The sequence below is a fragment of the Bacillus sp. Cr_A10 genome, assembly GCF_029222665.1.
Lineage (GTDB): Bacteria > Bacillota > Bacilli > Bacillales_A > Planococcaceae > Psychrobacillus.
On sequence record NZ_JARHXR010000019.1, the window covers coordinates 197028 to 213054 of the forward strand.

11 protein-coding genes are annotated in these 16027 nt (G+C 36.5%); 10 read left to right on the plus strand and 1 reads right to left on the minus strand.

Annotation, left to right across the window (positions count from 1 at the left end; genetic code table 11):
- The first annotated feature begins 457 nt into the window (after nt 1–457).
- Together P2Q73_RS17250 and P2Q73_RS17255 are read left to right on the plus strand one after the other, a co-directional pair.
- Nucleotides 458–5737, plus strand: a complete 5280-nt coding sequence (locus tag P2Q73_RS17250; protein ID WP_481747167.1) for a S8 family serine peptidase — start codon at nt 458–460, stop codon at nt 5735–5737.
- 334 nt (nt 5738–6071) lie between these two features.
- Entirely contained in the window at nt 6072–6515 is a 444-nt protein-coding gene (locus P2Q73_RS17255) for a hypothetical protein (protein ID WP_275789387.1), read from the plus strand.
- A gap of 243 nt (nt 6516–6758) precedes the next feature.
- Here the strand turns inward: P2Q73_RS17255 and P2Q73_RS17260 are convergent, their stop codons facing one another.
- Nucleotides 6759–7433, minus strand: a complete 675-nt coding sequence (locus P2Q73_RS17260) for a hypothetical protein (RefSeq protein ID WP_275789389.1) — start codon at nt 7431–7433, stop codon at nt 6759–6761.
- Nucleotides 7434–7629: 196 nt separating this feature from the next.
- Between P2Q73_RS17260 and P2Q73_RS17265 the strand changes: the two genes are divergently transcribed.
- The 8 genes from P2Q73_RS17265 to P2Q73_RS17300 all read left to right on the plus strand — a co-directional run bounded on the left by P2Q73_RS17265 (nt 7630) and on the right by P2Q73_RS17300 (nt 16027).
- Nucleotides 7630–7845: a hypothetical protein gene (locus P2Q73_RS17265; protein WP_275789390.1), complete on the plus strand. Its 216-nt coding sequence runs from the start codon at nt 7630–7632 to the stop codon at nt 7843–7845.
- A 244-nt stretch (nt 7846–8089) separates the two neighbouring features.
- The gene (locus P2Q73_RS17270; RefSeq protein ID WP_275789392.1) at nt 8090–9664 is read left to right on the plus strand and encodes an ABC transporter substrate-binding protein; all 1575 of its coding nucleotides are present in this window, start codon (nt 8090–8092) and stop codon (nt 9662–9664) included.
- A 47-nt stretch (nt 9665–9711) separates the two neighbouring features.
- Nucleotides 9712–10632: an ABC transporter permease gene (locus P2Q73_RS17275; protein WP_156316796.1), complete on the plus strand. Its 921-nt coding sequence runs from the start codon at nt 9712–9714 to the stop codon at nt 10630–10632.
- A gap of 131 nt (nt 10633–10763) precedes the next feature.
- Nucleotides 10764–11564 carry an ABC transporter permease gene (locus tag P2Q73_RS17280; RefSeq protein ID WP_275789504.1) on the plus strand — a complete coding sequence of 267 codons (801 nt, stop codon included), beginning with the start codon at nt 10764–10766 and terminating at the stop codon, nt 11562–11564.
- A gap of 20 nt (nt 11565–11584) precedes the next feature.
- Nucleotides 11585–12478 (plus strand): serine hydrolase, encoded by an 894-nt coding sequence (locus P2Q73_RS17285; RefSeq protein ID WP_275789395.1) that lies wholly within the window; start codon nt 11585–11587, stop codon nt 12476–12478.
- Between the two features lie 54 nt (nt 12479–12532).
- Nucleotides 12533–13519, plus strand: a complete 987-nt coding sequence (locus P2Q73_RS17290) for an ABC transporter ATP-binding protein (protein ID WP_275789505.1) — start codon at nt 12533–12535, stop codon at nt 13517–13519.
- Nucleotides 13516–14511 carry an ABC transporter ATP-binding protein gene (locus P2Q73_RS17295; RefSeq protein WP_275789397.1) on the plus strand — a complete coding sequence of 332 codons (996 nt, stop codon included), beginning with the start codon at nt 13516–13518 and terminating at the stop codon, nt 14509–14511. The genes P2Q73_RS17290 and P2Q73_RS17295 overlap by 4 nt, the downstream gene beginning before the upstream one ends.
- A 271-nt stretch (nt 14512–14782) precedes the next feature.
- Complete coding sequence (locus P2Q73_RS17300) at nt 14783–16027, plus strand: Nramp family divalent metal transporter (RefSeq protein ID WP_275789399.1); 1245 nt, start codon at nt 14783–14785, stop codon at nt 16025–16027.

Sequence of the window (16027 nt, forward strand, 5' to 3'; positions counted from 1 at the left end):
AAGCTATGAGAATTAGGAAAGTCTTTTGATTCAGAAATCTATTGAGACAATTTTCTGTTTTATCCTCGTTAGTTTTATTTTTTTAGTAGTTTATCGAATGCCTCAATTAATATTATAAGGTAAGAGAATGTGTATAGTTGGATGAAATTCCCTGTAGAGTGATATCTACAGGGCATTTTGTATTCTATTTATGATACGGGTTTTGACATAATCTTTGGCATTGGATCTATAACAATTCTGACAGCGAATTAGTAGTTTTTAATCACAAGATAACCTCACAATAATCATTTCTTTTTTAAATCGTCATAGAAATATGGACTAGCACATACATTAGCACAGTATCACACTATGCATATGTTACTCCATTTCTTATAAAGGATGAGGTATTTTGTAATATCATTGGACAAATCTATCCTTTCAAAGAGTGGAGTCGACTGTGTTAAAAGGGGGAAATATATTGAAAAAAAGATTAGTTAGTAGGTTATTTAGTTCGTTCCTAGTACTAGCTATGATCTTCGCTTTGATAGGTCCAGCAATGACTGCATCTGCAAACACAGGTACAAAGCCATTTAAGCAAAATGCTCCTAGCGAAAGCACTTTACAACTAAAAGCAGCAATCGCAGAGCAATTGAATGTATTGGATGGTGGACCTAAATTACACAAAGACTTACAAGACCTATCGGGCAATCAAGAAGTTGCAGTAATCATACATTTATCTGAAAAACCGGTTGCCCTTGAAAAAGGAATAAGCGAATTAAAAGGGAAAGCATTTTCAACCACACAACAGAATCAAGTTAGAACAAAAGTAAAAGCACAACAAACATCTGTAAAAAAAGAATTAAGTTTAAAAAATATTTCTATTAAACAAGGTTATTCATTCGATACTGTTTTAAACGGTTTTGCAGCGGTTGTAAAGGCGAATGACCTCCCAAAACTACTTACTGTTCAAGGGGTTACGCTAGTCGAACCTGATACAATCGTTTATGCGATGGAAGAACCAAAAAAATCTAAACCGACAAATACTACTATAAAAGATAAGAAAATAGAAGCAAAGATGAATACGAGTATTTCTTTCCTAGGAATTGAAAAGCTATGGAACGAGGGATTTGAAGGACAAGGTATTAAAGTTGCTGTACTAGATACAGGAATTGATGCAGACCACCCTGAGTTTGCTGGTATTTATAAAGGTGGAAAGAACTTTATCCCGAATTCATCTGACTATACAAGAACACGTTCGGCTGATGACGCATCGGAAACTTCGCCTGTTGAACGTCCTGCAGGAACTCCAGAATTTAATGCTAGAGGAAGTGCGTTCTATACATCTCACGGTACGCATGTTGCAGGTACTATCGCAGCAATTGGTGCAAATCAATACGGCATTAAAGGGATTGCACCTAAAGTAGACCTTTACGCTTATCGTGTGCTTGGAGCATATGGAAGTGGGGCTAATTCTGGAATCGTAAAAGCGATTGACACAGCTGTAATTGAAGGAATGGATGTTATTAACCTATCACTTGGTGGGGAGAATAACTCTGAAACGGATAGCGGATCTTTCGCAATCAATAACGCTATGATGGCTGGGACAATCGCAGTTGTAGCAACAGGTAACTCAGGTCCAAACAGAGGAACAATAGGAACTCCATCTACTGCCCGTTTAGGTATTGCAGTTGGTAACACAACGAACCCAGAAACAATGTACAACGGAGAAGTGAATGTTAAGGTTGGCCAATATAACCTTACTAAGCAATTGCAGTTGATGGGAACTACCTTTGGGAAAGACCTAGCAACACAACTTCAAGGGGAATTTGACTTAGTTGCTGTTCCTGGAAACGGTGAAGCAAAGGATTATCAAGGAATCGATGTAAACGGAAAGGTTGCGTTGATCTCTCGTGGTAGCATTGCATTTGTTGATAAAATTGCACATGCAAAAGCAAACGGAGCAGTTGCAACTATTATCCATAACTTTGCTGGTGGTACGAATGCACCGAATGCATCTGGAACATTTTTAGGTGACTCATTTGCATTCCTTCCAACGTTTGATATGTCCCAAACTGACGGGGATGCAATTCGAGCTGCATTAGCAAATGGAGCAGGAAAAGTTACATTCGGTAAATTTGGCTCTGCTAATACAACTGGAGACGAAGTAAACGACTCAAGTTCCCGTGGACCAACTACTCCTAACTTCGATATCAAGCCAGATGTAAGTGCACCTGGAACGAATATTATGTCTACTATTCCAATGTACAAAGCAGATTTCCCTGATGCTGTTTATAATGAAGCATATGATCGCAAAACGGGAACTTCGATGGCTACTCCACACATCGCGGGAATTGCAGCGCTTGTCAAACAAGCAAATCCGAATTGGACTGCATTCGATGTAAAAGTAGCACTTTCTAATACAGCAAAAGTGCTGAATACAGCAAAATACGATGTATTTGCTCAAGGTGCTGGACGTGTAAATGCTTATGCAGCTGCTCGTCCGAATGCACTTGCCTATGCTTTAGACACAGCTGTTTTAGACGGAACTGGAGCAATTGTTGAAAATAAGAAAGGTACTGTAACATTCGGTCCACAATCTTTGAAGGAAAATGATATTTCTGTTACAAAACAAATCCTTGTGAAAGATATAAAGGGACAGGGTGGAAATTATAATGTAACAGTTGATGTTATAAAAACATTCGGTGATGCAAAACTAACTGTTGATAAACCGACATTCACGTTAGATGGAGAGCAATTGATAAATGTTACATTGACAGCATCAAAAGCGACAGCTCCAAATGGTTCTGAAATTTTAGGATATATCCATATTAACGGTGGCGGATCAGAGGTTTCATTGCCATTCGCAGCAGATTTTGGTGGAGTGGCTGCTACTGAAATTAGAAATATGGCTATTACAGGAACAGACCTGTCCTTTAATGGAGATGGTGTGAAAGACAGTGCTGTACTTTCATTCACGTTAACAGGAGATGTAGCAACTAACTATATCGAAATTTGGGACATCATGAATCCTGAAGGTGGGGAATACGGAGATGGCTATATTGGCTACTTGCATGCAGGTTCTTCACTTGGAAAAGGTTCTTATACACTAAATGTGGCAGGGCAATATAAGCCATGGGGTAGTGCACCTGCAACTACTATTCCAGATGGATTATATACAATTGACTTCACTGCACAGGCAGCTACAGGGGTAATTGGGGACTATGTTGGACCAGTTGTTGTGAAAACAACGAAACCTGCAATTACAGGCTCCGTGAAAGACGGAATAGCAACAGGGCAAGTGACTGACAAATATATCGAGTATAATGAAGAACTATATTTGTACGGCTTAGAATATGACTTAAATGAAAAACTTAATGCTTCTTATATTGCAACTATTAATGGTAACACAGCTGCAGCAGTGGATTTTGATTTGGCACAAGACGGATCATTTACATTCCCTGTAACTGCAGGAACAGATTCCGTGACTGTTGTGATTAAAGATGCAGCAGGCAATGTAGGAGAAGCACTAATATATGAAAATGATAATCCAGAACCAGAACCAGTAGTAACACTTAGTGTAAATCCAACGAAAGTCGATTTAGAAACAGAAGGAACAGCTCAACTTTCTGTTACAGAAACTTCAACACCAGCAGAAGGTGCAGCGACAGTTAAAGATGTAACTGCAGCAGCTACGTACGTTGTAGCAGATGAAAGCGTTGCAAAGGTTTCTAAAGGATTAGTAACTGCGGTAGCTAAGGGATCTACAACGATTACCATTACTCATGGTAAAAATAATGTGACTGTAAATGTAACAGTGAAAGATCCAGTAGTTATTGTACCTGGAGTGAAACTAGTTGCAAACAAAACACAACTTGATTTGGAACCTAAAAAAGAAGCACAACTGACAATTAAAGAAGTAACGACAAGAGCAGATGGAACAATAAGACAGGAAGACGTCACAAAGGCAGCTAAGTACACAGTTGCAAATAATAAAGTCGCTAACGTAAAAGATGGTTTAGTAACAGCAAAAACTGTAGGAAGTACAACAATCACTGCTAAATACGGTAAAAACGAAGTAACTATCAATGTGAATGTTACAGAACCAGTGGTGACCTTAGTTGCAAACAAAACACAACTTGATTTGGAACCTGGAAAAGAAGCACAATTGACAATAAAAGAAGTAACAACAGGAGCAGATGGAAAAACAAAACAGCAAGATGTAACAAAAGCTGCAACGTATAAAGTAGCAGACGGTAAAGTGGTTTCCGTTAAAAATGGTTTAGTAACAGCAAAAGCTGCAGGAAATACAACAGTTACCGCTAAATACGGTAAAAATGAAGTAACTATAAATGTCACTGTTACAGCACCTGGAGTAACACTAACTGCAAACAAAACACAACTTGATTTGGAACCTGGAAAAGAAGCACAACTGATTATTAAAGAAGTAACGACAACAGCAGATGGGAAAACAAAACAGGTAGACGTAACAAAATCTGCAACGTATAAAGTGGCAAACAGTAAAGTGGCTTCTGTTACTAATGGCTTAGTAATAGCAAAAGCAGCAGGAACTACAACAATCAGCGTGAAATACGGTAAAAATGAATTAAATGTAAATGTGAATGTAACAGAGCCAGTTGTAACTCTAATTCCAAACAAAACACAAATTGATTTGGAACCTGGAAAAGAAGCACAACTGACAATTAAAGAAGTAATCACTTCGGCAGATGGAAAAACAAAACAGTCAGACGTTACAAATTTTGCAACGTATAAAGTTGCAGATGGTAAAGTGGCTTCTGTAAGTAATGGGTTAGTAAAAGCAAAGGCTGTAGGAAGTACAACAATTAATGTTAAATACGGTAAAAATGAGCTAACAGTAAATGTGACTGTAACAGAGCCAGAAGTGACACTAACAACAAACAAAACCCAAATTGATTTGGAACCTGGAAAAGAATCGCAACTAACAATTAAAGAAGTAACGACAACGGCTGATGGAAAAACAACAGAAAGAAATGTTACAAAAAATGCTACGTATAAAGTAGCAAATGGGCAAGTTGCTTCCGTAAATGAAGGAGTAGTAAAAGCAAAAGCTGCTGGAAGTACAACAATCACTGTTAAATACGGTAAAAATGAACTCACTGTAAATGTCACAGTTACTGAACCACAAGTGACACTAAGTGTAGACAAAACCCAAATTGATTTGGAACCTGGAAAAGAAGCGCAATTGTCAATTAAGGAAGTAACGACAACGGCGGATGGTAAAGCAACAGAAAGAGATGTTACAACTGCTGCAACTTATAAAGTAGCAGATGGTAAAGTGGCTTCTGTAACTAATGGTTTAGTAAGAGCAAAAGCAACAGGAAACACAACAATTACTGTTAAATACGGTAAAAATGAAGTAACTGTAAATGTGGCTGTTACAGAACCAGTAGTGACTCTAGTGGCTAACCAAACTCAAGTTGATTTAGAATCTGGGAAACAAGTACAACTGACACTTAAGGAAGTAACGACAACGGCGGATGGAAGAACAACAGAAAGAGATGTTACAACAGCCGCAACTTATAAAGTAGCAAATAGTAAAGTGGCTTCTGTAAGTAATGGTTTAGTGAGTGCGAAAGAAGTAGGAAGCACAACAATTTCCGTTAAATACGGTAAAAATGAAGTAATTGTAAATGTGATTGTTAAAGAGCCAGAACTGAGATCAATAGTACCAAATTCAGAATCTTTGATTCCAGGTTCTGAAGCAATTCCGACAATTTAGGTTATTAATATCAGGTCTGACAATATAGCTTGAGTAAGCTAGTTTGTAACGAAGGGAAAAGTCCTTTGATCGAGAAATCGATTGGGGGGCTTTTCTGTTTGTACTTGTCTATAAATTTTGTAGTAGATTAAATTGCGATTTATGGGTTAAATAAAGAAACAATATTGCTTTGTATTTCATTAGAAATAGAAGTTTTGATGAAGAACTAGAAAGATGAAATAATACGATTAATAAAAAAGTTTGTAGACAATATAATATAGTATAAATCTCCAATTTAAGGTAAAGTGAAATAATAGTGTAATTTTGATCGTAATATTAGAAGGAGGAACGGACAATGCTAAAAAAAGTATCTATTGTATTTATTCTTTTTATCTCCATCATATTTGTGAGTACAAATCAAGCAAGTGCAGCCACCAAAGTGATGTGGGGAAAAACGGAATTAAAGATTGGTCAGCTTGGAAAAGTAACGATTCTATCGAACACAAGTTTATGGAAATTAGAGAGCGATGGTTCTTTAAAGAAAGTCCGTGACTTGAGAAGAGGAGAAGAGTATCGGGTTTACAGCTATAAAAGTATTCATGGAGGACTATATGGGGTAGGTGCTGGAGCATTTGTTCAAAAGAATGCTTCCATTAAATATGAAACACCTTCCAAGGTAAAGTTAAGATTATTAAATGGAGGCAAACCAGAAATAATTGTAACGCCAATAGATCCTAATCCAGGTGAAACGAACCCAGTGGAACCACCTGAGCCAGTGGAAGTAATATCTGTAGAATAATCAATTAAAAAAGACTCTTAATAGACTTACGTAGCGATATGAGACATATATATAACACCTTCTTTTATTAGGCTGCCATTAACCTTTATTTTATGGGTTTCAGGTAGTCTGATTTTTCTTCATTATAATTAAGGTATTGCGCTAAACACTAAAAGAAGTAGCCAAAGTGGAAACTTGGCTACTTCTAACTAATGACGTTGCAATTAGTTGTGTAATTTAGGTATTGCGATAGGAAACAGAATCTTAAAATAAATAGTTCATATTATCAAAATATCCACCTATCTTGGAATCACCAACAATGATGATGAAAAGCATAAATAAAATACTAAAAGTGATAATATACAAAATAAATCCGTAGAGAGGGTCAACACTAGATTGGTTGCTTGTAAGCAAAAAACTAATTACATAAAGTGGGAGTATAAAAAGACCAAAAATTAGGGATATAGTTAAAATGGCATTCCCATATGTAAATGATTCTACGAGCATTAGAAATATAGAAACGATAGATAAAATTATGAGTGGAGATAATTGACCCCCATAAAAACTAATAATTGCTTTAAATGAATGCTGTGGACCAAAAAAGTTGCTAATGAGAAATAAAGAAAGAATAACTACCCCAATCATAAAGAATGTAAGTAAAAATACTTCCATAAAAAAGGGTAAAAAACTTGGTGAATTGCTCCAAAATAAATTATTTGTAAATAAATATTGTGAAATCGTAACAAGTGCCACAAATAAGATCATACTAATAAGACTGTTTGTAAACTCATTTTCTCCAGGGTTGTTTGCATGAGAGGGCTTTTTTAATTGTTTCATAAAATATGAGCTATATATTTTTGTTTTTCGTTTAATATTTTCTACATGGACGTTTGTTTGTTTCACTGATCGTGTTCTCGATACAACACTTTCGGTATCCAAAATGGGTTCCTCAAATTTAGTTCCACATATACTGCAAAACTTCCCAAAAACTTGTTCATGATCACAATTAGAACATTTAATCGAATTTCCCCCTTTGTGAGCTCTGTTATACAGATTATATGAAAACTATAAATCTTATATTCACAACATTTTTTATCTAATCAAATAGTACTTGTCAGATAATACTCAGGTGTTTATGACAAGTGGAACAGATACAGGATTATATGGGTTAGGTGCTGGAGCATTTGTTCAAAAGAATGCTTCCATTAAATATGAAACACCTTCCAAGATAAAGTTAAGATTATTAAATGGAAGCAAAGCCGAAATAATTGTAACGCCAATAGACCCTAATCCAGGTGAAACGAACCCAGTGGAACCACCTGAGCCAGTGGAAGTAATCTCTGTAGAATAATCAAAGTGTAAAAGACTCTTAATCGATTTATCGATTAAGAGTCTTTTTATTGGAATTAGATAGTTATCTGTACATAAATTTTGAAAATTACGAATATATTATTTGTAATTCAAAATGTACAAGCTAGGATTTTATTTTCCAATTATATAAATGTTATTTAATTTCAACAGAGGGGGTTGATAGAACTGGATAAAGGAAAGGACATTCTTGTTATATAAATTAAAAATACGGAGGTCATGAATTCATGAAGAGAAGGTCAATTGTAATTTTTACGATGTTGATTATTGTCACGATTGTCTTATCAGGGTGTAATTGGTGGAAGAAATCGGATAGTAATTCGAAAGAGGGAAGTAACCGAGAAGTCGTTGTTGGTTTAGTATCTGAGCCAGACTCTGTTGATATTCATAGAACTTCATCTACAGGCGAAGCGAATATACCTTTATATGATACTTTATTAAAACTTGATAACGACGGAAACATTGTTCCTAATCTAATTACTGATTACGAAGTGATAGGTGATGGGAAGGAAGTTATTTTTAATCTGAAAGAAGATGCAGTATTCCATTCGGGGAAACCGGTGAATGCTGAAGCGGTTAAGCTATCATTTGAAAGACTAGTAGCATCTTCTCCTTTTAGTACCAATGCAGGTGAAATAGAAAACATAGAAGTTTTAAGTGAACACTCTTTTAAAATTAAATGGAAGAATCAATTTGCACCATTTTTTATTAATGCTACGACTCCATTCTTAGCGCCTTTAGATGTAACAGTATTAGGAGCGGATGGAGAAGGTTTTGAGAAAAATCCAAGTGGTTCAGGTCCGTTGAAACTTGTAGAAATTAAAAGAGGCGATTCCCTTGTTTATGAGCCTTATAAGGATTTTGAGTGGGTAGATAAAGGACCAGGGTTTGATCGGGTGAAGTTCAGATTTATTCCGGATGAAGAGACTAGAATTTTAGAATTTAAAAAAGGGAATGTGGATGTCTTGTTAAATGTTCCTTATCAATATATTGAAGATCTCGAAAAAGATTCGGAAGTAACGATTAAAAGAGTTCCAGGCGACGTATTAAGCTACTTGGGATGGAATAATAAGCTACCTATTTTCCAAGACGTTAAAGTTAGACAAGCAATTGCACTTGCAATTGATCGAGATTCCATTATTGAAAATACATTAGACGGTGAGGCAAAAGCAGTATTTGGTCCATTACCAAAAGCAGCATTTGGTTACAGTGAAAAAATAGAAACAATGGCTATCGACAAATATACGAGGGATACGGACGCTGCGAAAAAGCTTTTATCTGAAGCGGGATGGAATGAAAAAAATAAAGATGGAGTTGTGATGAAAGACGGCGAGGAATTTTCAGTCGACTTATGGGTCGATGATGATCCAGCCAATCAAAGGGCTGCACAAGTCATACAAAATCAGTTGATGGAAATAGGCATTAAAATAACAATCTCAGTAAAAGAATCTGCTACTATCATCGAGCAAACACCTAAGGGAGCACATGAAATGTTACTTTGGAGCTTCGGTTGGCCGGATGCAGATGTATTGAATTTCTTACTTTTCGGTAAAGATAAATCCAAAAGATTACACTATGAAAATGAAAAAATATATAGCATTTTGGAAAAAGGAGCAATTGAGATGGATCAAGAAGCTCGCTTAAAGCTATATGAAGAAGCTCAAGAAATGTTAGTGGAAGAGTCTCCATTTGTACCACTATACGTGAAGGAAAATATTACTGCCATTCGCAATTTTGAAAGTTTTGAAATACATCCAATTGACGGTTCAATAGAGTGGACTAGTGTAAAAGTAAAGGAATAAGGAGTTAGAAATAGGTTTTCTAATCCACAAGCAGAGGAGGCGTTAACTTGTCATCCTATTTATTCAAAAGAATGTTTACAATGATAATCACTATAATCGGGGTATCAGTTCTAGTATTTTTAATCATTCATTTAATACCTGGAAATCCTATTAATCATATATTAGGAGACTATGCGACGGAAGAATCGATAAAGGAATTAGAAGTGAGATTAGGATTAGACCGTTCTATTCCAGCCCAATATTTTTCCTATATGTTGAACGCCGTTCAAGGAGATCTTGGTACTTCTTATATTACAGGTTATACAGTAGTGGAAGAGATTTTAAATCGAATTCCTATTACAGCACAATTAGCATTATATAGCATGATTTTTGGATCCGTAACAGGAATTGCAATTGGTGTCCTAGCGGCAGTTAAAAAAAATACGATTTACGATCAGCTTGCAATGTTACTTGCTTTAGTTGGAATTTCCGCTCCTGGATTTTGGATTGCTCTTTTCTTAATACTTCTATTTTCGTATCAATTGAGTATTTTCCCAATCTCAGGATATAGCGGATTTTATTCACTCGTTCTTCCTTCCCTTACATTAGGGTTAGGTACTGCAGGTAGTATAGCAAGAATGACTAGATCAAGTATGCTAGACGTCATTAAACAGGATTATATCCGAACTGCAAAAGCAAAAGGAGCGGGCTTATATCGTTTGGTTTTTAGGCATAGTTTACAAAATGCTATTATCCCTGTTGTAACCTTAATAGGAATGCAATTTGGCTACTTAATGGCAGGAGCAGTTGTTACTGAGACAGTGTTTGCACTCCCTGGGCTCGGTAGCTTAATCGTATCTGCAATTTCTACTAGAGATATCCCAACGGTTCAAGGCTTGCTACTGTTTATGGCTGCGATGATAATAATTGTAAACTTTGTAGTAGATCTTTTATATACAAAACTAGATCCTCGTATTCAATACGAATAACCAAAACAAATTGCGGTCGTTTGAGAGGAGAGAGCATGCTGAAGTCGATAGAAAACAATAGTCTTTCATTTGTTGATCCTGATCCGATAGATATTAAATCAAAATCATCTTTCAATTTTTTAAATAAAATAATGAAAAATAAAGGAGCAATAATTGGTTCAGTCATATTACTTTTTTTCATCATAACTTCGGCTTTAGCACCAATTATTGCCCCGTATCCAGTGAACGAAATGAGTTTTGAGGATAGTTTGCAAGGGCCAAGTCTAGAGCATTGGTTAGGTACTGATGAGTTTGGAAGAGACATTTGGACTAGAATGCTTCATGGAGGCCGAGTTTCCTTACTAATGGGGCTTTTCGCGGTTACTCTTTCAGGAACCATTGGGGTAATCTTGGGAGTAATTGCAGGTTATTACCGTAAACTCGATATATATATAATGCAGTTTATAGATATCCTCATGACGTTTCCTTCGTTACTTATGGCAATAGCTATAGTAGCAGTTCTAGGAGTTGGATTAACGAATGCAATGATAGCTGTAGCCATTTCCACTGTCCCATCATTTGTTCGTGTAGTAAGAGGCTCTGTTCTGTCTATACGTGAAACAGAGTATGTAGAAGCAGCGAGAGCGTTGGGTGTGAAAAATTGGAAGATAATAGGTAAACACATTTTACCGAACGTCACTTCACCTATTATTATATTAGCAACGTTAGAATTTGGTAGCTCGATATTATCTGCTGCTTCTCTTAGTTTTCTCGGCCTAGGTGCGCAACCTCCAAATCCAGAGTGGGGTGCACTTGTATTTGTAGGAAAGTCATTCTTAAGTCAAGCTTGGTGGATGACACTATTTCCAGGACTTGCGATTATGTTAGTTGTGTTAGGCTTTAATTTATTGGGGGATGGACTAAGGGATGCCTTAGATCCCAAGTCGAACTAAATGATGGGGGTAGAAATTATATGAGTTTACAACAAAAAATAGAATCTTATATCGAAAACATCGATGCTACATTTGGCATATACATTAAACATTTAGGAACGAATGAGGAAGTAAATATCGAAGAAAATCAACTATTCCAAATGGCCAGTGTTTGTAAGGTTCCTATCTTAGCTACATTATATGAAAAAGTGTATAAAGGCGAGATAGATTTGCAGGAACGAATAAAGTTAGTAGAAGAAGACTATGTTCCGGGCTCGGGTGTGTTCCAAGAAATGGATTATGGAGTGCAACCAACAATAAAAGATTTAGCTACAATGATGATTATAGTGAGTGATAATTTAGCTACCGATAAGGTGCTAAGTATTATAGGTGGAGCTGATCGTGTTCAAGACAGAATGCATCAACTAGGCTTAAGTAATATATACACTAAACACACTATTTGGGAGCTACTCAGTTTAAGTGTAGGTATACCTTCTCAGCCATATAGTATTGAACTATTTGATGAAATAATACGACGTCTCATAGAAGGTGAATATGATTGGGAAAGCATTGTTTTTCAAGACAGCACCGAGAATAATGTAAGTTCTGCTAAAGATATGAGCCTGTTACTCGAAAAAATTGCTTTAGGAGAATTTGTGTCAGAAGAGTGCTCTAGTGATATTCGCGAAATCTTGTTTAAACAGCACTTTCAACAACGTATTGGAGGGTTATTGCCTAGAAATAAAAAAGTAGCAAATAAAACAGGCAGTCTTGGAACAATGTTCAATGATGCTGGTATCGTTTATTTGCCCGAGGATAAAGGAGAATTTGTCATTACGGTGTATTCTGCTGGCAGTTCCTTGGAGTATAAAGGGGATGAACCAATCGCTCGTATTTCTGAAATAGCCTATCATCATTTTATGAATCGTCCATAAAAGGCATAGGTTCCGAACTAGGCGCTAGGAGGTAGATTATTGACAATCAAACCAATGGAATCAGAATTATTAAAAGTTGAAAATGTTCATATTTCTTTTAAGGATGAGGAAGCAGGTCGAATCTCAGCGGTAAAGAATCTATCCTTTCATATTAATGACGGAGAGACAGTAGGGTTAGTTGGGGAGTCTGGTTGTGGAAAAAGTGTTACTGCTCTTTCCTTGATGAGGCTCATAGAGAAAAGCGTTAGCTTTATAGAAGGTGAAATAATATTTGAAGGGGAAGACCTGAACTTATTTTCAGAAAAAAAGATGCGTTCCATACGTGGAAATAAGATATCTATGATCTTCCAAGAGCCCATGACTTCGTTAAATCCAGTGCATAAAATTGGAAAGCAGATTAGCGAAGTCCTCTATTTACATGGACTAGCAAATAAAACAAATAGTAAGGAAAAAACGATAGATATCCTAAAGAAGGTTGGTATACCTCGCGCAGAAAGCATAGTGGATGAGTATCCCCATCAATTATCAGGGGGAATGAGGCAGAGAATTATGATTGCAATGGCTATGGCTTGTAATCCCAAATTACTTATTGCAGACGAACCGACCACTGCGCTTGATGTAACGATTCAAGCTCAAATATTAGATTTGATGAATACATTGCAGAAAGAATATAATACTGCCATTTTATTGATAACCCATGATTTAGGTGTAATATCGGAAATGGCAGATCGAGTAATTGTCATGTATTATGGGCAGATTGTGGAACAAGCAGATGTACGTACTATTTTTAAGCAACCAAAGCATCCTTATACGATTGGTTTGTTAAATTCCGTTCCGAATATCGACAGTGAAAACGAGGATAGACTAACTCCAATTGAAGGGAATGTCCCAAACCTAGGTGTAATTAAATCTGGATGTCCTTTTCTATCTCGCTGCCAGTATGCACATGCTAAATGTAGTGAAGAAAACCCACCATTATTCAAGACAGAATCTCAAGTTGTTAGATGCTGGTTGTATGAGGAGCAGGGGGTGACTGTTTGAACCAGACCTTACTAAGTGTAAAGAACTTGAAAACTCACTTTCCTATGAAGAAAAACCTTTTTAACAAGGGAACTCAGGTTATTAAAGCAGTGGACGGTATTAGTTTTTCTGTGAGCAAAGGGGAAACGCTTGGTATAGTTGGGGAAAGTGGATGCGGAAAATCAACAATGGGAAGAAGTATCCTTCGCTTAATTGAACCAACAGAAGGCTCGGTCCAGTTTCAAGGAAATGAAGTGACAACATTAAATCAAACTGATTTAAGAAAAGTGAGAAGCGATATGCAAATAGTATTCCAAGATCCCTTTGCCTCTCTCAATCCTAAAATGACTGTAGGAGCAATTCTAGGAGAAGCCCTCTCTACCCACCAAATCGGTCAGAGTGCTAACGAAAGAAAAGAAAAGGTAAAAGAATTATTAAAAAAGGTTGGCTTGAGTCCAATCCACATTGGCCGTTATCCACATGAGTTTAGTGGCGGACAAAGGCAACGAATTGGGATCGCAAGGGCAATAGCGGTGAATCCAGCTTTAATCATCGCGGATGAACCTGTTTCCGCTTTAGATGTATCAGTTCAAGCACAAATTTTGAATTTATTTCAAGATTTAAAAGAAACGTTTGGACTTACTTATATTTTTATCGCCCATGATTTAAGTGTAGTTAAACACGTAAGTGACCGAATCGGTGTCATGTATCTTGGGAAAATTGTGGAGCTGTCTGATAAAAAACAACTATTTCAACATCCCCTTCACCCCTATACACAGGCTCTAATGTCAGCAGTTCCTTCACTTGATCCTGATGTAAGAAAGGAACGAATTATTTTATCTGGAGACGTCCCAAGTCCTTCGAATCCACCAAATGGGTGTGCTTTTCACACTCGATGCAAGTTTCGAAAAGCAGTGTGTGAGAGTGTTATACCTCGTGAAATAACAGTCAGTGAAGAAAGATTTGTTAGTTGCCATATGTATGATGAGGAATATAGTAAGGAATTTAAATGAATACAACTTTGGCAACCTCTTTATCGAGAAATGATGAAGAGGTTTTTTTAGTTTGTCGCTTTGAACGAGTGCTTGGTCGTGTTTAAGTGTTTGTTTGTCGTCCTCTGAGTGTAAGTTGTCGCGTTCACACCGTCAGTTGTCTCATTGAGCCATATTATGGAATTTTGCATTGTAGAATTAAAGACGAATTTAAGTCATGTCATTAATTGTTTTGATAAGCTAATATAATTATAGAAGTATTCAGAATAATTAATTAGATGGGGGAATTAATGTGAATGAAGGGGCAAAATTGGGAGCTGTAACAAGTAGAAAGGTGCGTACAAAGAAAAATATTTTTAATTATCTAGGTCCTGCTTTAATCACTTCGGCGTTGGTGCTTGGTCCAGGGAGTGTCACGTTGTCATCCAAAATAGGGGCAATTTATGGATCACAATTAGTTTGGACGCTTGTGTTGGCTGTCATTCTCATGATGGTCTACACAGAGATGAGCACGAGGATTGGAATAGCGGCGAAATCGAGTTTCATAGAAGTTATTAAGGAAAAATGGGGTTTTGCAGCTGGATTACTAATAGGTATTGGGGCATTTCTTGTAACTGCATCTTTTCAAGCAGGAAATGCGATTGGTACAGGTATAGCCGTATCTACAGTTACTAATTTGAATCCAACAGTTTGGATTGTCATTTTTACGCTATTATCCATTGCTTTGTTGTTTGCAAAACAATTTTATCAAATTCTAGAAAAACTAATGCTTGTTTTAGTAGTCATTATGCTTCTGGCTTTTCTTATTACCGTAATTTTGGTTCAGCCTTCATTGGTTGATATTTTTAAAGGGTTCATCCCAACTATTCCAAAGGGAAGTACAGGGTTGATTATTGCGCTATTTGCAACGAGCTTTTCTATTGTAGGTGCCTTGTATCAATCTTATTTAGTAAAAGAAAAAGGCTGGACGATTTCAGATGCTGGTAGTGGCAGAAAAGAATCATTCTTAGGAATTTTTCTTCTAGGTTTTATTTCATTTCTTATTATGATTACTGCTGCAACCATTTTAAAGCCGCAGGGGCTTATCGTAAATGATGCTACTGAAATGGGGTTGGCGTTAGAACCGCTTTTCGGAAGTTGGTCTACATTTGTTTTCATGCTTGGTTTGTTTGGTGCATCCTTTTCATCTCTTATGGGAAATGCAACAATCGGTGGATCTTTATTGGCGGACGGTTTTGGAGTAGGAAATAACTTATCGAATATGAAAGTAAAATTTTTAATAATTCTCGTTATGCTCTTTGGTTCTGTGATTGGGATTGTTTTTGGATCAGCACCATTGAATTTAATTATCTTTGCACAAGCAGTGACGATTTTTGTTGTACCTTTCATCGCTATCTCCATTTTAGTCGTTGCAAATGATGAAAAAGTGATGGGCGAGCTTAAGAATAAGATGCTAAGTAATGTTTTAGGGATTATTGGACTGCTCGTTTTGTTCTATCTAGCGTTTAACAATGTAAAAAACATCTTTTTTTCTTAA